This window comes from Micromonospora lupini (assembly GCF_026342015.1).
Classification (GTDB): domain Bacteria; phylum Actinomycetota; class Actinomycetes; order Mycobacteriales; family Micromonosporaceae; genus Micromonospora; species Micromonospora lupini_B.
This window is the reverse complement of record NZ_JAPENL010000002.1, coordinates 2494991-2512821: the sequence shown is the minus strand read 5'-3', so window position 1 is coordinate 2512821 and position 17831 is coordinate 2494991. Positions and strand designations below refer to the sequence as shown.

Genomic DNA, 17831 nt, shown 5'->3' with positions numbered 1-17831 from the left:
ATGGACCCGGTTCACCAGGACTTCTTCGAGGGTGGGGCCGGGCGGGAGCGCACCCTGGCCGCCAACGAGCGGGCCTTCGAGCGACGGTGGATCGTGCCACGGGTGCTGCGGGGGACCGGCGAGCGGGACCTGCGGGCCTCCGTGGCCGGCACGTCGCTGGCCGCGCCGGTCCTGGTCGCTCCGACGGCCTTCCATCGGCTCGCGCACCCGGACGGCGAGGCGGCCACCGCGCGGGGGGCCGCGGCGGCCGGCACCGCGCTGGTGGTCAGCATGGCCGCCACCCAGCCGGTCGAGGAGATCGCGGTGGCGGGCGGGACGCTGTGGTTCCAGCTGTACCCGCAGCCGGACCTCGACTTCACGGAGTACGTGGTCAAGCGCGCCGAGTCGGCGGGTTGCCGGGCGCTCGTGGTGACAGTGGACTCCCCGGTGTTCGGACGGCGCGAGCGTGACAGGCGCAACGGCTTCACGGACCTGCCGCCCGGCTACGCCTGCGAGAACATGCGCGACGCGACCGGCCGGGTGCGCTCGATCGCGATGGACGCGACTGTGGGCTGGGATCGGATCACGTGGCTGCGCGGTGTCACGCCACTACCGATCCTGCTCAAGGGCATCCTGCATCCCGCTGACGCCCGACTCGCCGTCGAGCACGGCGTCGCCGGTGTGATCGTGTCCAACCACGGTGGACGACAGCTCGACGGGACCATTCCCACGCTCGACGCGCTGCCCGCGGTCGTGGCGGCCGTGGGTGGGCGGATCCCGGTGCTGCTCGACGGGGGCGTGCGCTGCGGCACCGACGTGGTGATCGCGCTGGCGCTCGGGGCGGAGGCGGTGCTGGTGGGACGTCCGGTGGTGCGGGGGCTCGCGGCGGGCGGGGCGGTGGGCGTACGGGAAGCTCTTGAGCGACTCACCACCGAGCTGGATCAGGCCCTCGCCCTGGCCGGAGCGCGGCGGCCGGCCGATCTGACGCCCGACCAGGTGGCGACCCGGTGAAGGCAGTGGTCGACCTCCGGGAGTGGATCTTCCAGCGGGTCAACGGGGCCGAGGGAATTCCCGTTCCCGGGCCGCTTGTGGGGCCGGAGGACTTCCTTCGGGTCTACAGCGATCCGGCCGCTGACGGGCGCAGCCGCGGGGCCGGCCTGTCGGACCTCTTCTGGTACTGGCTCGCGCCCGGCCCGCAGATGCATCAGGAGCACCTGGAGCCCGGCGAGCGGTACAGGACTGTCGCCCGGACGACCAGGCAGGTGCTCGCCATGCCGCACCCGCGCACCGACGAGCTGGCGACGGCCGCGACCCGGCGGATCCTCGACGCGCTCCCGGCCGGCCGGATCAGCCACGTGCGGCTACGTGACCTGATGATGCCGATCTGGGCCGAGATCTCGTACAAGCTGGTGTTCGACGCACCCTGCCCGCGCGACGTCCGCGATCTCATCGTGGCGAACGCCGACGACGTGGCGACCGCCCTGAAGGGGATGAGTCTGCGGCACATGTCCCGGCGGGATCCTCTGACTCGCTACCTGCTGGACCGGATCACTGCCGGGACGTGCCCGGTCGTACTGCCGCCGCCCTTCACCGCCCTGGAGACCGCCTGGTACCTGCACGGCGCGTTCTTCACCACGGCTGTGGTGCAGATGTCGGAGGCCATGGCCCACATCCTGCTGTGCTCGCAGTCCGTCACGGACACGTCGGACGAGTCGCTCGACCGGCTGATCGACGAGACGCTCCGTGTGCATCCGCTCTTCGGCATCGCGCACCGGATCACCTCCGGACCCATCACCGTGGGCGATCACGTCCTCCCCACCGGATCGGTGCTCCTCTTCAACTACCGGGCCTATCAGCGCACCGGTCCCGCCGCTGACGACGCGTTCAACCCCGACCGCTGGCTGTCGTTACACAGGCAGCAGGCCCACTTCATCCCGTACGGCGTGAGTGCCAACCGGGCCTGCCCGGCGCGCGGCTCGGCCCCCGTCCAGCTACGCGCGGCCACCCGGGAGGTGCTGCGGCGCTTCTCGGTCAGCTCGTCGGTAGCGCACACCCGCTCGCTGCCGAGTCGCGGTCCGGCGTACCTGACGCCCCGGGGTCTCCCCGGTCCCGGCCGCAACCGGCTCACCCTCATGCGGCAGCGCGACCGAATCTTCGACGTGGGGCGCTCGGTCAAGCAGTTGGTCTGCGGTACCTGGATGGTCGTCGACGCCCGACGACAGAAGTTGTGCACCCGTTTCTTCGAGGAGGCCAGCGCGTGACCCCCAGCGAACTCGCCCCGCGGTTCTTCATCGCGGTCGCGGTCATTCTGCTCTTCTGCAAGCTGGTCGCCTGGCTCCTCGGCAGGGTGGGCCAACCTCCCGTCGTGAGCGAGATGCTCGCCGGGGTGCTGCTCGGCCCCTCGCTGCTCGGCCTGCTCTGGCCGGGCGCGCAGGCCGTGCTCTTCCCCGCGCCGCTGCTGCCGATCCTGTACGTGGTCGGCCAGGTCGGCCTGGTGCTGTTCATGTTCCAGGCCGGGTACGCCTTCACCTCCCACCGGGTGACCGGGCTCGCGGGCACGGCGGGCGCGGTGTCGCTCGCGGGTGTCACCGCTCCGCTTGCGCTGGGGACCCTGCTGGTCCTCGGCACGGCGGGCTTCGTCCCGATCCGCACGGACGGTGTGTCGCTCGGTGTGTCCGCGGCGTTCGTCGGCGTGGCGCTGGCGATCACGGCCTTCCCGATGCTCGCCCGGATCATCACCGAGCGCGGCCAGACCGGCACCCGCCACGGGTTGCTCGCCCTGGCCAGCGGCGCGATCGACGACATGGTCGCGTGGATCATGCTGGCGGCGGTGCTGGCGTTCGCCTCGGGCTCCGTCGGCCCGGCAGTGGTCTGCGCGGGTGGCGCGCTGCTGTTCGGGGTGGCGCTGTGGCTGGGTGGGCGGCGGGTGACCGGCTACGTCATCAGGCTCAAGGGCGATCGCGCGCGGCTGCTCGGCACTGTGGCGCTGCTCTTCCTGGTCGCCTGGTACACCGACGAGATCGGGCTCTACGCGGTCTTCGGCGCCTTCGCGATCGGCGTGGTGATGCCACGCTCCGCGCAGACCGACAAGGTGGTCGACACGCTGACACCGATCGCCGCGACGGTGTTCCTGCCGCTGTTCTTCACGTACTCCGGGCTGCGCACCGAGTTCGCGCTGCTGGGCAACCTGGCCGTGCTCGGCTTCGCCGCCGCGTGCGTGGCAGTGGCGATCGCCGGCAAGTTCGGCGCCTGCTGGGCCGCGGCCCGGATGCGCGGCGAGCCGAACAGGGTCGCGCTGCGCGTCGGCGCCCTCATGAACGCCCGGGGCCTGATGCAGCTGATCGCCCTGAACGTGGGACTGGAGGCGGGCATCGTGAACCCGTCGCTCTTCACGGTGCTGGTGGTGGTCGCGCTCGTCACGACACTCATGACGACGCCGCTGCTCACCTGGATCGAGCGACGCGAGGCACGCGTTCCCGCTCCTGCACGGTCGCTCGTGCCCGCCGGAACCCCATAAAATTATTGTTTGCGGAGACAACTTCTACAGACGGCGATGGTTATCTATGTAACCATCACGGTATGACTCGACTCCTGCTCGTCGAGGACGACTCGGAGCTGCGCGGGATGGTGGCCGAGACGCTCACCGGCGAGGGATACGTCGTCGACCAGGCCCCCGACGGCCAGCGCGGCCTGCACCTGGGGCTCACCCGGCCGTACGACGTGATGGTGATCGACAGGCGCCTACCCGCCCTCGACGGGCTGGACCTGGTCGTCCGGCTGCGTTCCCGTGCGGTGGCCGCCCGGGCACTGCTGCTGACCGCGCTCGGCACCGTCGAGGACCGGATCGCCGGCCTCGACGCGGGCGCCGACGACTACCTGACGAAGCCCTTCGACCTGGACGAGTTGAGCGCCCGCATCCGAGCCCTCTGCCGCCGGACCAGCGAGTCCACCGAGGTGCTGCGGCTCGGGTCGGGCCAGCTCGACCTCTCCGTACGCGACGCCGTCCTCCCCGACGGCACCCGGATCGCCCTGTCCGCGCGCGAGTTCGAGCTGCTGCGGGTCCTCGCGGCCCGGCCGCACACAGTCCACTCCCGCTCCGAGCTACGCAGCCGGGTCTTCGACGAGGCGGCCGCGGCGTCCCTTGTCGACACGTACGTCTACTACCTGCGCCGCAAGCTCGGCCGCTCAGTGATCAGGACCGTGCACGGCCTCGGCTACCGGCTGGGCACCCTGTGAGCTTCGAGGACACCATCCTGCGCCGGGCCAGGGCCCGGGTCAGTCTGCTCGTCGGACTCGCCATGACGGCGCTGCTCGCCCTGGGCGCCGCCATCTCCTATGCCGCCCTGCTGCGCAACCAGCACGAGCAGATCGATCGAGAGCTCAACTACGGCGCGGTCCACGGCACCATCGCCGGGCCGCCGGGCTGCAGCTGGATCATCCTGTACGACGACGGCCGCATCGACTCGGGCCGGAACCCGCCCCCTGCGGGCTTCCCGCTGCGGTCCGCCATCGACGCGGTGGCCCTCGACCATCAGGTCCGCAGCGACAAGGTCGAGCGCAACGGCACGACCTACTACGTCCGTACCCAGCCCCGTGGGACCGGCGTCGTGCAAGCGGTGTTCGACGCCCGTTTCCAGCTCTCCGACAGACGTCACCTGCTCGCCGCCTTCCTCCTCGCCGCGATGGTCGGCCTCGCCGCGGCAGTGCTCACTGGCATCACCGTGGGCCGCCGAGCCGTGGCGCCGCTCGCCGAGGCGCTCGCCCGGCAACGCCGCTTCGTCGCCGACGCCAGCCACGAGTTGCGCACCCCCATCGCCCAGGTCCACACCCGCGCCCAGATCCTGGCCCGCCGCGCCGGTGCCGACCACGCCGACTACGACCGCCTGATCGAGACCACCCGCCGGCTCGGTGAGATCGTCGACGAACTCCTGCTCTCCGCCCGCCTCGCCGCCACCCCGGCCGACCGGCACCCCTCCGAGCCCGTCAACCTGGCCCTCCTCGCCGCCCAGGCCGTCGACTGTGAGGCCGACCGCGCCGCGGAGCAGGGCGTCCAGCTACACCTGACCGTCCCGGACACTCCGGTCCTCGTCCCCGGCATCGCCTCGGCCCTGCGCCGCATGGTCGGCGAACTGCTCGCCAACGCCCTCACCCACACTCCGACCGGCGGCCGTATCGACGTCGCCCTGCGTACCTCCCGCCGTGGCGCGGACCTGGTGGTCACGGACAGCGGAGCCGGCTTCGACCCGGCCGACGCGGCACACCTCTTCGACCGTTTCCATCGTGGCGCCGGGGCCAAGGAACGGCGCTTCGGTCTGGGCCTGGCTCTTCTGCGCGAGGTGGTGACCAGCCACGGAGGGACGATCTCCACCGACAGCCGGCCTGGCGCCGGGGCGACCTTCACGGTCCGTCTACCGACGATCCCGTCACGAGCCCCTGCGGCGGGTGCGACCCCCGTCGGATGACTCCCGCGACGGGCCGGCGCTCCCGCCCGCAAGCGTCGCCCGATCCGCGCGACCGCCGCGGCCCCTTGCCGCGGGAATCCCCGGGGTCGGTACGGCGTTTCGATACTCGGAACCGCTGATACCGAGGAGGCAGACATGAAGGTACGTAGCTCGTTGCGTGCGCTGAAGCAGAAGCCGGGTTCGGTGGTGGTCCGCCGTCGTGGCCGGGTGGTCGTGGTGAACCGCGCGAACCCGCAGTGGAAGAGCCGCCAGGGCTGATCAGCCCCTCCCGGACATAACTTGACAAACGCCCCGATCGGAGTGATCCGGTCGGGGCGTTTTCGCGTGGCAAGGTTGCGCTGTTTCCTCGGCCTGACCGGCGAGCGGTGCGGCCTGGTCGATGGCATCATGCCCTGGACTGAGCATGTTCATCGATCCAGGGGGCGGCGGTGCGCGGAGAAGACAGGTCAGCGGTGGGACGGCGTACGCGGAGGTTCGTGGCCGGCACGATCGGCGCGTTGGCGGTGCTGGCCACCGTTCCGACGCCCGCCCGGGCCGCCACGTGGACGCCCGAGCAGGTGGTCTCCGAGGCCGGCTGGAGCGGGCAGGACCAACCCTTCGTCGCGGTCGACCGCGACGGTGACTCGCTGCTCGCCTGGGCAGGTTGCGACAGCAGCGCGAGCGGCTGCTACGACCAGGTCAAGACGCAGACGGTCTCCGCCGACGGCGTGTGGGGCCCGATCCAGACCCTCTCACCGCTCGGCGCCTCGGCGTCCTGGCCCAAGGTCGCCTCCGACGACGACGGCGACTCCGCAGTCGTCTGGAGGCAGGACAGCCTCGTGGTGGGCCGCCGGGTGTCCGCCACGGGCGAGCTGGGCCCGCTCCAGACGATCGCCACCTGGACCGGGATCAGTCCGGCTGTCGCGGTGGACCCCACGGGTCAGGCGCTTGTCACCTGGACGGAGATCCGCGACGACAGGTTCACCACCAAGGCCCGCTACTTCGGCGCGGACAGCTCGCTCGGCCCGGAGCTGACCCTCGGCGTCGGCGAGGATCCCGTCCTGGCGGTCGACCGCAACGGAACCGCCCTCGTCGTCTGGTCGGAGGACTACCAGCGGGTCGTCGCGCGGCGGGTCCGCCCGGACCAGGTCTCGCCCCTGCGCACCATCGCCGGGGCCGCCACCGACGTCAGGTACGGCGGCGCGTCGGTCGCCCTCGACCGGGACGGGGACGCGGTGATCAGCTACCGGTGGTCGAAGGCGGGGGCACCGTCTCGCCTGCGGGTGCGGCAGTACAGCCACACCGACACGCTGGGCAGCGTCATCGCCGTGTCGCCGGCCGCCCACGAGCTGACCCTGTTCGACGAACTCGCCGGTGACCTCGACGGCGACGCGGTGCTGACCTGGGGCCGCTGGACCCCGGAGGGCACCCAGGTGTTCGGTCGTACGCTCTCCAGCGCCGGCACCCTCGGCACTGTCACCAGGCTCGGCGTCGGCGACTGGCCGAAGGTCACCCTCGACGACGACGGCGACGGTCTGGTCACGTGGAACAATCCCAGCCCGGACTTCTCGACCACCCGGGTACAGGCCAGGACGATCGGGCCGGACGGCGCGTTCGGGGCGGCCGAGATCCTCTCCCCGGACGGGCGCTACGCGCAGCCCGCGTCCAGCCCGACGGGCCGCTTCGCGGTGATCTGGCAGAAGACCTCCTACCCGTCCGACATCCGGGTGCGCTTCGGCCAGTAGGGGCGACGAAAAGGCGAACGCCCTGGCCGGATGATCCCGGCCAGGGCGTTCGTCGCAAGGTGGAGCCGAGGGGACTCGAACCCCTGACCCCCACACTGCCAGTGTGGTGCGCTACCAGCTGCGCCACGGCCCCTTGCTGTCGTCCCGGTCGCCCGGGCACTGGGAAACTATACACAGACCGGCCGGCATGGTCATCTCGCGGGGGTCACCGCCCAGCCGGGTCAGTTGAGGGCCACGTCCGGCGGGAAGTGGGCGACGGCGGCCATCATGCCGCCCTGCCGGCGCAGCACCATCGGCCACAGGTCGTCCGGGCGGTCGACGAAGGCGTCGCCGGGCAGGGCGTCCAGCAGGAACCAGGAACCGTCGGCGATCTCCTGCTCCAACTGCCCGCTACCCCAGCCGGAGTAGCCGGCGAAGACCCGGATCCCGCCGACGCTCTCCCGCAGCTTCTCCGGGTCGACGGAGAGGTCGATCGTGCCTACCGCGCCGGAGACCTGGTGGAAGCCCTTGAAACGGCGCATCGGTTGCCGCATCCGCGCCAGGCAGATCGCCGAGTCGGGCTGCACCGGGCCGCCCTCGAAGAGCACCGCCGGGTGGCGGGCCAGGTCACTCCAGTCACCGAGCACCTCGGCGACAGGCACCTCGGTCGCGCGGTTCAGGACCACGCCGAGCGCGCCACCCGGCTCGTGGGCGACAAGCAGCACCACCGTACGGTCGAAGTTCGGGTCCTTGAGCGCCGGAGTCGCGACCAGCAGCCGCCCGGTCATCGACTCCATCGCTCGTCCGCCGATCGCCTGGCCCTCTCCCTGCATCCCACCTACCCGTCAACCGTGAGCCCGCACCGGGGATCCGTCAAACGCCCGATCCGAACGGTGCATCGGGATCAGCCGCGCTGTCAACGCCATGCCTGGCACCATAGCCTGCGTCCCCGGCGCTGGCTAAGGTCTGACCGGCGGGTGATCGGACAGTTGCGACGGAGGGCTCCATGACACCGACTGCGGACCTCGCGGTGATCGGCGGGTCGGGCCTGTACGCCCTCCTCGATGGCACCCCTCATGAGCTGGGCACCCCTTACGGTCCACCGTCGGACGCGGTGACCATCGCGGAGGTGGCCGGACGGCGTGTCGCGTTCCTGCCCCGGCACGGTTCCGACCATCGGTACCCGCCGCACCGGATCCCGTACCGGGCCAACATGTGGGCACTGCGGTCCCTCGGCGTACGCCAGGTGCTGGCCCCGTGTGCGGTCGGTGGGCTGCGCCCGGAGCTGGGGCCGGGCACGTTCGTGGTGCCGGATCAGCTCGTCGACCGCACCAGCGGGCGGACGCAGACCTACTACGACGAGGGCGCGGTGCACGTGCCGTTCGCCGACCCGTACTGCCCGCGGGGCCGGCGGGCCCTGCTCGCCGCGGCGGCCTCCCGGGACGTCGCGGCGGTGGACGGCGGGACGGTGGTGGTGGTCGAGGGCCCGCGGTTCTCCACCCGTGCGGAATCGCGCTGGTTCGCGTCGATCGGCGGAACTGTCGTGAACATGACCGGCCACCCGGAGGCGGTGCTCGCCCGGGAGATGGCGCTCTGCTACTCGTCGATCGCGTTGATCACGGACCTGGACGCGGGGGTGCAGGCCGGCGAGTCGGTGACCCAGGACGAGGTGTTCCGGGTCTTCGCGGCCAACACCGAGCGCCTGCGCGACGTGCTGCTGGACGCGGTGGCCGCGCTGCCCGTCGAGCAGGACTGTGCGTGCGGCCGGGCTTTGGACGGAATAACGCTGCCCTTCACACTGCCCTGACCTGGGCCACGAGCGACCCGGTGGGTGGGTCGGCGCCTCGACGGCCGGGAAACGCCCGAAAGGTCTGTCACATCCCGATAGATTCGGCTGATCGGGAGGGCGACCACTGTCGCCGCTGCGCGCGACACGGAGGCAGGTGGCGATGGCAACGGTCCGGGACGCGACGTACGACGTGCTTCGCACCCTCGGCATGACCACCGTCTTCGGCAACCCGGGTTCCACCGAGGAACCGTTCCTGCGGGACTTTCCGACCGACTTCCACTACGTCCACGCGCTGCACGAGGCCACGGCGGTGGCGATGGCCGACGGATACGCCCAGGCGGCCGGCAGGCCCGCGCACGTCAACCTGCACACCGCCCCGGGAATGGGCAACGGCATGGGCAACCTGGTCACCGCCTGGCACAACAAGACCCCCCTGATCGTCACCGCCGGTCAGCAGACCCGGGAGATGCTGCTGCTGGAGCCCCGGCTGACCAGCCGCCGAGCCGTCGAGCTGCCCGAGCCGTACGTCAAGTGGAGCTACGAGCCGGTCCGCGCGCAGGACATTCCGGCGGCGCTGCTGCGGGCGTACGCGACAGCCGTGCAGCCGCCCGTCGGGCCGGTGTTCCTCTCCCTGCCGATGGACGACTGGGCCCAGCCCGCCGAGGCGCCGCCAGCGCCGCGCTCGGTGGCGACCCGCTTCGGGCCGGATCCGCAGCGGTTGGAGATGTTCGCCCGGGTGCTGGCCGACAGTCGCAATCCGGTGCTGGTGTTCGGCCCGGGCGTCGACCGCTCGGGCAGTTGGCAGGCGGCCGTCGCGCTTGCCGAGCGGCTGGCCGCACCTGTCTGGTCGGCCCCGGCGCCGGAACGGGCCGTGTTCCCCGAGGACCACCCGCAGTTCCGCGGGGTCCTGCCGTTCGCCATCGGGCCGCTGGCCGAGGCGCTGCGGGGCCACGACACAGTTCTGGTCGTCGGCGCCCCGGTGTTCCGCTACTACCCGCACGTGCCGGGCGACCACCTGCCCGAGGGCGCCCGCCTGCTGCACGTCACGGACGATCCGGACGAGGCCGCCCGAGCCCCGGTCGGGGACAGCCTGCTCGGGGACCCCGGGCTGACGCTCGCCGCGCTTCTCGACCTGGTTCCGACCGCCGACCGACAGCCGCCAGCGCCCCGGGCCGTTCCGGCGCCGCCGGAGGTCACCGTGCCGCTGAGCGCCGACGCGATGTTCGCCGCCCTGGCCGCGCACTGGCCGGCCGACGGCGTACTGGTCCAGGAGTCACCGTCCAACCTGTCCGCGCTGCGCCGCCACCTGCGCATCACCCGGCCGGCGTCGTACTTCACGATGGCCAGCGGCGGCCTCGGCTACGGCCTGCCGGCCGCGGTCGGGGTGGCGCTTGCCGAGCGGGACACCGGACGTGGCCGGCCGGTGGTGGCGGTGATCGGCGACGGCTCGTTCCACTACTCCGTGCAGGCGCTGTGGACGGCCGCGCGCCTGGCGCTGCCCGTGGTGGTCGTCGTCCCGGTCAATCAGCAGTACGCGATCCTCAAGGCGTTCGCCGAGCTGAAGGACACTCCGGGGGTGCCGGGGCTGGATCTGCCGGGGCTGGACATCACGGCTATCGCGGCCGGCTACGGCTGCGCCACCGAGGTGGTGCAGACCCCCGACCAACTCGGCGCAGCCCTCGCCACCGGCCTGCGCGCCGAGGGGCCCACAGTCCTGCCGGTGCCGATCAGCACCGACGTGCCCAGGATCCTCTGAAGTCGCGGGCCTGGTCGGGGGGTCAGCGCGGGGCGATCGTCAGCGGGGCGCCGGTGAAGACGTCCAACACCGGCCGCGCCCCAAGCGGTGTGGCCAGGGTGACGGTGACCGGCTCCAGCTTGAGCTGGTCGGTACACACCCCGGTCGATCGGGTGACCTGCCCGCCGACCACCACCACGTCGGGCAGTTCCCGCACCACCGGGGTGATCCCGGTGTCGCAGGCGCCGACGCCGAGCCGGAGGGTCAGCCGTGCGCCGTCCACCGCCACGATGTCCTGGGCGGCCACCAGACCCTCAGGCAGTGGCTGGGTCGGCGTGGGTGCCGACGGGACCGGCGTGACTGCCGACGGCGCGACGGCGAGCTGGGCCACCGGGGTGGCCAGCTCCTCCACCGTGAACAACCAGGCCGGGACCTGCGCCTCACCTCGACTCGTACGGACCGGCACGGCTCCGAGGGTCACCCCGGTGACGGTCAGCGGGAGGCAGGCCGCCTCCGTCGTGCTGGTGGCCCAACCGTCCGGCCCTGGTTCGACGCTGGGACCGCCGGGAGTCGGCCGCCCGAGCCGCTTCGGCCGCCCCGGACAGGGCAGCGGGTCGCCCCGGTCGAGCTGCCGGTACGCCTCGGCCGCGCTGACCAGCGGCAGGGTCAACCGGCCGTCCGGGAACCGGATCTCGGCGCCGACGCGGGTGGGCGGGATGGCGACCTGGGCCCGGTACCAGCCGGACCGGAAGGCCGTCTCGGTGTCGGGCGTGAAGCGCGGGTCGCCGGTGAGCACAGTAGGCCCCTGCAACGGGACGTACCCGTCACGCCAGCCGGGACCGGGCTGCCACGCCGCGGCGACGGCGGCGGCCCGCCCGTCGAACGCGCGATGCGCCGTCGCGGTGGGCGGGGCGGCGGGCTCTCCGCTGGTCGCGGCACAGCCCACAATGGACAGCAGCGGCAGTACGAGCAACAGAACTCCTCGACGCATGCCAGGTTCGACGATGCCGTCGACGGGCGGGTTCCCGCCCCGGCTCAGGTCTCGCCGCCGAGATCCGTCTGGTACGCCTGCCAGAGCAGGTTGGCGCCACGCCGCCGATGCCGGGCCAGCACCCGCAGCAGATGCCCCGCCCTGCGCCGCAGCTCGTCGGGGCTGGCCTCGGACCGCTCGGCGACCCGCTGGGCAGCCAGGATCGCGGCGACGATCGCGGCGTGCTCCCGGGTGAGCAGCCGGATCCCGTGGTCGAGGCGGGGCGAGTGGGTGAGCAGCTCCCGATAGAGGCCGGCCGGCCCCTCGGTGAGCCGGACGTGCTCGGCGAATCCCTGGCCGACCGGACGTAGGCGGAGCAGCACGATCTCGCGCCAGCGCGGCTCGGTCGTCGCGACCGCGACGGCACGGGCCAGGGCGTGCAGGTCGCCGGCGAGCCCGGCGGCCCTCGGCTCACCGGGGAGCCCGGCCGGGTACGTGCGGGCGGCGGACGGCCGGTCGGTGACTGACGGCTGCTGGACTCCACCGGTGACCATGGCACCTCCCGCGCGCGGGCTGCTATCCCATACCGTGATGGTGAACCCGCCGGTTCCTCCTGTCCAGAGGCGTTTTCTGCTCATCCCTCCCAGTGGTAACAGCCGTTGACTCCGGCCCCACCGGCACGGCGGATGACGGCCGCCGACGGGCGGTTCAGGCGTCCGCCAGGCGTCGCAGATCGGCGGCGAGCGTGCGGGCATCGTCGCTGGGCTCCCCGCCGGGTCGACCCGCCGCGAACGCGTCGGCGAGCGCGCGCAGCTCCGACGGCGGCAGGACGGGCAGACCCATCCCCCGCAGCGGGATGGTGACCCGGTGCCCGCTGGCCCGGTCGGTGACGACGACGGCCGGCGACCGACCCGCAGCAGCCGACGGGTCGACGCCCATCTCACGGTGGGGCCGGGAGTCGATGGATGCGATGGCGAGATCGACAGTTCGACTGCGGATGGCGCCCCGCACCCGCACCCGGCTGCCGTCCAGCCACGCGGCAGTACGGAGCACCCGCAGCACCAGGTAGACACCGAGCAGGACGAACGGCAGCCCGCACAGCCCGAGGAGCGGTCCAGGCCCTCCCGAGGCGCTTCCGGAGTCCCTCAGCGCGGGCGGCAGCATTCCCGGCGGCAGGTCGCGGGCCTCCTCGTAGGAGGCGAACCCGTCTCCCGGGCCGGTGAGGCGGCGCAAAAGCCCGCCGGCGAGCAGGGGCGCCAGCACGAACGCCGCACCGACAGCGGCGACGAGGACCCCCGTCACCACCGCGACCGTGCGCTGGCCGGCCGACGCGCCGACCGACAGGCGCAGCTGCTGGTTCGTCACAGCGGCAGCGTAGGCGTCGGCGACCCACCCGCGCCCCCGGGCGTCGGTGGCGGTCCATGTCTCCCGCTGATCCGCCCTGGCTTCCTCGGTCGCCGGTCGGATACGACGAAGCGCCCCGGCCGCTGGCCGGGGCGCTTCGCTTCGAGGTGGTGGAGGTGCCGGGAATCGAACCCGGGTCCTTCGCCGGTTTGTCAGGGCTTCTCCGAGCGCAGCTCGCTGTGCCTCTACTCGGCCCCACCGCTCACGCGAGCAAGTTGGTGTGACGGGCCCAGTCGCTGATTGATCTCGCCGCACGGACCCCGCGACCGGGTCCGGTTGGCCAGCCTTCTAGCTGATGCCGGCTATTGGGACGAAGGCGTTCCCAGGCCGACAGACTTAGCTACTCGCCTCAGGCGGCGAGAGCGAAGTCAGCGCGTTGGTTCTTGGCGCTTATAAGTTTCCGACGACCGATTCTCGAGACGACGTCGGCTTCCTCGGCTCGCTTCCCCTGTCGCTGCGTACGAAGTCGAAACCAGTCACCCCCTCGACAGGCCACCGATGTGGTGGCACTGACAAGACTAACGCCTGCCGCAACGGCTTTCATCCCGAGCCCCGGGCCGACGCACCGACCCGGACAAAAGAGACGGATTAGTCGTCCATACCCTTGCCGCGTCGACCGGACACCCGGGCGATCTCCCGGTCCGCGTCGCGCTTGGCGAGGTCCTGACGCTTGTCGTACGACTTCTTGCCCTTGGCCAGGGCGATCTCGACCTTGGCCCAGCCGTCGGAGAAGTAGACCTGCAACGGGACGATTGTCAGACCGCCCTCGCGGGTCTTGCCGAGAAGCTTGTCCAGCTCACCCCGGTTGAGCAGCAGCTTGCGCGTACGCCGGGGCTCGTGGTTGGTCCAGGTGCCCTGCGTGTACTCGGGGATGTGCATGGAGTGCAGGAACAACTCGTTGTCGCGCTCCTGGGCGAACGCGTCGACGAGCGACGCCCGCCCGGCCCGCAGCGACTTGACCTCGGTGCCGGTCAACGCCATGCCCGCCTCGTACGTGTCGAGGATCGCGTAGTCGTGGCGTGCCTTCTTATTGGAGGCGACCACCTTGCGCCCCTTCTCCCGTGGCATCGGCGCCACCCCCTCTCCCAGAAGACGTCCGTCGCCGGGCTCACCCCGGCCGGACAACCGATCATGCTACCCGAATGAGGCTTATTCGGGCTCTCGCCGCCGGGCCGGCCGGGCCATCGTCAGGGCCGCCCGAATGAGCCTCATTGACAAGGACCCTCCCGCGCCGTTTATTCCGGCCGCGGGAGGGTCCCGAAGTGTCGACGGGACGACCCGTACGCTGCCTAGACCCGCAGGTAGAAGCGCAGGGTGATCCAGGCGGTGCCGGCGCTGACCAGGCCACCGACGCCGGCCATCAGCGGGAAGATGAACAGGATGTCACCCCAGCTGATCGGCGACAGCAGGCCCTGCAACGCCTTGAGCGATCCGTCGAAGAGCAGATACTTCGCCGCGACCAGGGCCACCAGGCCGAGCAGTGAACCGATCAGGCCGGCCACCACGGCCTCCAGCACGAACGGCGCCTGGATGAACCAGTTGGACGCGCCCACCAGCTTCATGACCGCCACCTCACGCCGCTTGCTGTACGCGGCGACCTGGATGGTGTTGGCCACCAGGAGCAGTGCGGCGATGGCCATCACGATCGCGGCGGCCAGGGCGATGTTCTGGATCGCGGTGAGGACGTCGAAGATCTTGTCCAGCAGTCGACTCTGGTCGACGATCTCGTCGACACCCTCGGTGTCCTTGTACTGGTCGTAGATGTTCTTGTACTGCTCCGGGTTGTTCAGCTTGAGCCGGAACGACTCGGGCAGCTGGTCCGGCTTGACGGCGTTGACCAGGTCCGGCGCGTCCTGGTACATCTCCTGGAACTTCTTGTACGCCTCGTCCTTGTTGACGTAGATGACTTCCTTGACCAGGGGGTTGGTCTTCAGCTTGGCGTCCAGGTCGGTGCGCTGCTGCTCGCTCACCTCCTGGCTCAGGAAGATCGAGACCTCGATGTTCTTGTAGTAGAGGTCCTTCATGTCGTCAACCTGGCGGTACATGAGACCGCTGGCGCCGAGCATGGTCAGCGAGACCGCCATCGTGATGATCATCGCGATGGTCATGGTCACGTTGCGCCACAGTCCGACCAGTACCTCGGACAGGACGTATTTCACGCGCATCGGGATTTCCTCCGGGTCTCCGGCATGAAGTGTTCGTCGTCAGGCTGCGCAGGGGTGGAGCGCCGGCTCACCCGTAGACACCGCGGGCCTGGTCACGCACGATGCGACCGCTCTCGATCTCGATGACGCGGCGGCGCATCTGGTTCACGATGTTGGAGTCGTGGGTGACCATCACGACGGTCGTGCCGGTGCGGTTGATCCGGTCCAGCAGGCGCATGATCTCGATCGAGGTATCCGGGTCCAGGTTTCCGGTGGGCTCGTCCGCCAGCAGGATCAGCGGACGGTTCACGAACGCCCGGGCGACGGCGACCCGCTGCTGCTCACCACCGGAGAGCTCGTGCGGGTAGCGGTGCTCCTTGCCACCGAGACCGACCAGCTCCAGAACCTCGGGCACGACCCGGCGGGCAACCGCCTTGGTCTTGCCGATCACCTCGAGGGCGAACGCCACGTTCTCGTACGCGGTGCGGTTCGGCAGCAGCCGGAAGTCCTGGAAGACGCAGCCGATCGAACGCCGGAAGTGGGGTCGCTTCCAGGAGCGCATCGACGTGACGTCCTTGCTGTTGACGATGACCCGCCCCTTGTTGGGGGTGACCTCGTGCAGCAGCATCTTGATGATTGTGGACTTGCCGGAGCCGGATGGACCGATGAAGAAGACGAACTCGCCCTTCTCGATCGAGACGGACACGTTGTCGAGCGAAGGCCGGGACGCCTTCGGGTACGTCTTCGTCACTTGCTCAAGCTGAATCACGGGTCGTGAGTCTACGCGGTGTAACAACTGAGCCAAGCCCCACGCCCCGCAGATGCGGCGCGCGTCGTCGAATCAGGCCCTCACCTGGAGATCGACGACGCGCTCCGCCCGCGAGCCGTCACGCACCGTTGCCGGCGAGCTGCCGCTGCTTACGCCAACGGATACCAGCCTCGATGAAACCGTCCAACTCGCCGTCGAAGACCGCGCTCGGATTGCCGGTCTCCTGCTCGGTTCGGAGATCCTTCACCATCTGATACGGGTGCAGGACGTAGGAGCGCATCTGGTCGCCCCACGAACCTGCCGCGTTCTCCTTGAGGCCCTCCAGCTTGGCCTGCTCCTCCTGGCGCTTGCGCTCCAGCAGCCGGGCCTGGAGCACCCGCAGCGCGGAGGCCTTGTTCTGCAGTTGGGACTTCTCGTTCTGGCAGGTCACCACGATGCCGGTCGGGATGTGGGTCAGCCGGACCGCCGAGTCGGTGGTGTTGACGCTCTGCCCACCCGGCCCGGAGGAGCGGTACACGTCGACGCGTACCTCGTTCTCCGGGATGTCGATGTGGTCGGTCTGCTCGGTCACCGGCAGCACCTCCACGCCCGCGAAGCTGGTCTGCCGGCGGCCCTGATTGTCGAACGGGCTGATCCGGACCAGCCGGTGGGTGCCCGACTCGACGCTGAGCGTGCCGTACGCGTAGGGCACCTTCACCGCGAAGGTGGCCGACTTCAGGCCCGCCTCCTCGGCGTACGAGGTCTCGTAGACCTCGGTCGGGTAGCCGTGCCGCTCGGCCCAGCGCAGGTACATCCGCAGCAGCATCTCGGCGAAGTCCGCCGCGTCCACGCCACCGGCGCCGGCCCGGATGGCGACAAGCGCCTCCCGGGAGTCGTACTCGCCGGAGAGCAGGGTGCGGACCTCCATCTCCTGGATGGACTTGGTCAGGCTGGTGATCTCCGCCTCGACCTCGGTCAGCACGCCCGGGTCGGCCTCGGCCTCGGCCAACTCCAGCAGCACCCGCGCGTCGTCGAGCTGGGCGCGCAGACTGCCCAGCTTGCTGATCTCGCCGTTGACGTACGACAGCTGCGAGGTCACCTGCTGCGCCTTGGCCTGGTCGTCCCACAGGTCGGGGGCGGACGCCTCCTGCTCCAGGCGGGCCTTGTCCTCGTGCAGCCGGTCCAGATTGAGGACGGCCTCGATGTTGCGCAGGGTCGCGTCGAGTTCCTTGAGCTGTTCGGCGTAATCGGCAGCGGTCACGACAGACAAGCGTACTGTGCCGGGAGCAGCACAGCTCGTTCCGTGTCGGCGAACCTGCCGGAGATCACCCGGCGGGGGCGGATTTCAGCCACGACAGGGCCGCCCGGTGGTAGGCGACGGCGAACTCCAGCGCGCTGGCGTCGTACGTCTCGCCGTCCCGTTTGGCGTTCTTGACCTGTTCGCGTACCTGAGCGAGGGCCTCGGTGTGGTACTCGTTCGCCGAGGCGTACAGGCTCTTGAGCTGGCTGGACGAGTGCAGGTTGCCGAAGGCCATCCGCAGCGCGATCGGGTTACGGATGGTGTCCCGCCCCGGGTTCTCCGCCAGCCAGCGGGAAAATGTCCGTTTCCCGCTCGCGGTGAGCGCGTAGGGCTGACTCATGCGGGGGCCCGGCTTGCCGAGCCGCACGTAACCCCGCTCGGCCAGCACCGGCAACTCGCGGTAGACCTGACTGCGGGTCATCGACCAGTACGGCGCCAGACGGCGCTCAGCGGCGGCCATCAACTGACCGCCTGTCATCGGGCCCTCGTGGAGGAGCCCGAGAAGGGCCGCCGCCGTAGGGTTGACTCCGGATTCCGCCATGCCCGTTACGCTGCCACTTTGCGCTCCCGGCGTCCAGGATTTGGCAGTTTGCCACC

Annotated in this window: 18 protein-coding genes, 1 tRNA gene and 1 other RNA gene; 9 read left to right on the top strand and 11 right to left on the bottom strand. The window is 70.8% G+C overall.

From position 1 onward, the window contains the following. From OOJ91_RS26535 to OOJ91_RS26505, 7 genes are all read left to right on the top strand, one after another. Positions 1-990 carry an alpha-hydroxy acid oxidase gene (locus OOJ91_RS26535; RefSeq protein WP_266249144.1) on the top strand — a complete coding sequence of 330 codons (990 nt, stop codon included), beginning with the start codon at positions 1-3 and terminating at the stop codon, positions 988-990. Then, complete coding sequence (locus OOJ91_RS26530) at positions 987-2240, top strand: cytochrome P450 (RefSeq protein ID WP_266249142.1); 1254 nt, start codon at positions 987-989, stop codon at positions 2238-2240. The genes OOJ91_RS26535 and OOJ91_RS26530 overlap by 4 nt, the downstream gene beginning before the upstream one ends. After that, complete coding sequence (locus tag OOJ91_RS26525) at positions 2237-3496, top strand: cation:proton antiporter (RefSeq protein ID WP_266249140.1); 1260 nt, start codon at positions 2237-2239, stop codon at positions 3494-3496. Before OOJ91_RS26530 ends, OOJ91_RS26525 begins: the two co-directional genes overlap by 4 nt. Positions 3497-3558: 62 nt before the next feature. Continuing rightward, positions 3559-4215, top strand: a complete 657-nt coding sequence (locus OOJ91_RS26520; RefSeq protein WP_266249139.1) for a response regulator transcription factor — start codon at positions 3559-3561, stop codon at positions 4213-4215. Further along, positions 4212-5441, top strand: a complete 1230-nt coding sequence (locus tag OOJ91_RS26515; protein WP_266249137.1) for a sensor histidine kinase — start codon at positions 4212-4214, stop codon at positions 5439-5441. The genes OOJ91_RS26520 and OOJ91_RS26515 overlap by 4 nt, the downstream gene beginning before the upstream one ends. Positions 5442-5576: 135 nt before the next feature. Beyond that, positions 5577-5699, top strand: a complete 123-nt coding sequence (locus tag OOJ91_RS26510) for a 50S ribosomal protein L36 (protein WP_030490864.1) — start codon at positions 5577-5579, stop codon at positions 5697-5699. 218 nt (positions 5700-5917) lie between these two features. Continuing rightward, positions 5918-7165: a hypothetical protein gene (locus OOJ91_RS26505; protein WP_266249130.1), complete on the top strand. Its 1248-nt coding sequence runs from the start codon at positions 5918-5920 to the stop codon at positions 7163-7165. Between the two features lie 60 nt (positions 7166-7225). Here the strand turns inward: OOJ91_RS26505 and OOJ91_RS26500 are convergent. Beyond that, positions 7226-7298, bottom strand: a tRNA-Ala gene (locus tag OOJ91_RS26500). 88 nt (positions 7299-7386) lie between these two features. Next, the gene (locus tag OOJ91_RS26495) at positions 7387-7977 is read right to left on the bottom strand and encodes a YqgE/AlgH family protein (protein ID WP_007455878.1); all 591 of its coding nucleotides are present in this window, start codon (positions 7975-7977) and stop codon (positions 7387-7389) included. Positions 7978-8150: 173 nt separating this feature from the next. On the opposite strand from OOJ91_RS26495, the gene OOJ91_RS26490 reads away from it, so the two are divergent. Both OOJ91_RS26490 and mdlC read left to right on the top strand, forming a co-directional pair. Continuing rightward, on the top strand, positions 8151-8951 hold the full coding sequence (locus OOJ91_RS26490) for an S-methyl-5'-thioadenosine phosphorylase (RefSeq protein ID WP_266249128.1): 801 nt from the start codon (positions 8151-8153) through the stop codon (positions 8949-8951). A 142-nt stretch (positions 8952-9093) separates the two neighbouring features. Continuing rightward, entirely contained in the window at positions 9094-10689 is a 1596-nt protein-coding gene (gene mdlC / locus OOJ91_RS26485) for a benzoylformate decarboxylase (RefSeq protein WP_266249127.1), read from the top strand. 22 nt (positions 10690-10711) lie between these two features. On the opposite strand, the gene OOJ91_RS26480 is transcribed toward mdlC, so the two are convergent. The 9 genes from OOJ91_RS26480 to OOJ91_RS26440 form a co-directional block, all read right to left on the bottom strand. After that, the gene (locus OOJ91_RS26480; RefSeq protein WP_266249126.1) at positions 10712-11659 is read right to left on the bottom strand and encodes a hypothetical protein; all 948 of its coding nucleotides are present in this window, start codon (positions 11657-11659) and stop codon (positions 10712-10714) included. Between the two features lie 44 nt (positions 11660-11703). Beyond that, entirely contained in the window at positions 11704-12192 is a 489-nt protein-coding gene (locus tag OOJ91_RS26475; protein ID WP_266249124.1) for a hypothetical protein, read from the bottom strand. A gap of 154 nt (positions 12193-12346) precedes the next feature. Then, positions 12347-13003, bottom strand: coding sequence for a hypothetical protein (locus OOJ91_RS26470; protein WP_266249122.1), 657 nt, complete (start codon positions 13001-13003; stop codon positions 12347-12349). Between the two features lie 147 nt (positions 13004-13150). Then, positions 13151-13526: a transfer-messenger RNA gene (gene ssrA, locus OOJ91_RS26465) on the bottom strand. 104 nt (positions 13527-13630) lie between these two features. Beyond that, positions 13631-14110 (bottom strand): SsrA-binding protein SmpB, encoded by a 480-nt coding sequence (gene smpB / locus OOJ91_RS26460; RefSeq protein WP_007455863.1) that lies wholly within the window; start codon positions 14108-14110, stop codon positions 13631-13633. A gap of 221 nt (positions 14111-14331) precedes the next feature. Beyond that, positions 14332-15207: a permease-like cell division protein FtsX gene (ftsX, locus tag OOJ91_RS26455; protein ID WP_266249120.1), complete on the bottom strand. Its 876-nt coding sequence runs from the start codon at positions 15205-15207 to the stop codon at positions 14332-14334. A 67-nt stretch (positions 15208-15274) separates the two neighbouring features. Then, positions 15275-15955: a cell division ATP-binding protein FtsE gene (gene ftsE / locus OOJ91_RS26450; protein ID WP_007455859.1), complete on the bottom strand. Its 681-nt coding sequence runs from the start codon at positions 15953-15955 to the stop codon at positions 15275-15277. A 118-nt stretch (positions 15956-16073) separates the two neighbouring features. Continuing rightward, entirely contained in the window at positions 16074-17195 is a 1122-nt protein-coding gene (gene prfB, locus OOJ91_RS26445) for a peptide chain release factor 2 (protein WP_266249117.1), read from the bottom strand. Positions 17196-17259: 64 nt separating this feature from the next. Next, positions 17260-17775, bottom strand: coding sequence for a PadR family transcriptional regulator (locus tag OOJ91_RS26440; protein WP_266249116.1), 516 nt, complete (start codon positions 17773-17775; stop codon positions 17260-17262). Positions 17776-17831: the final 56 nt, after the last annotated feature.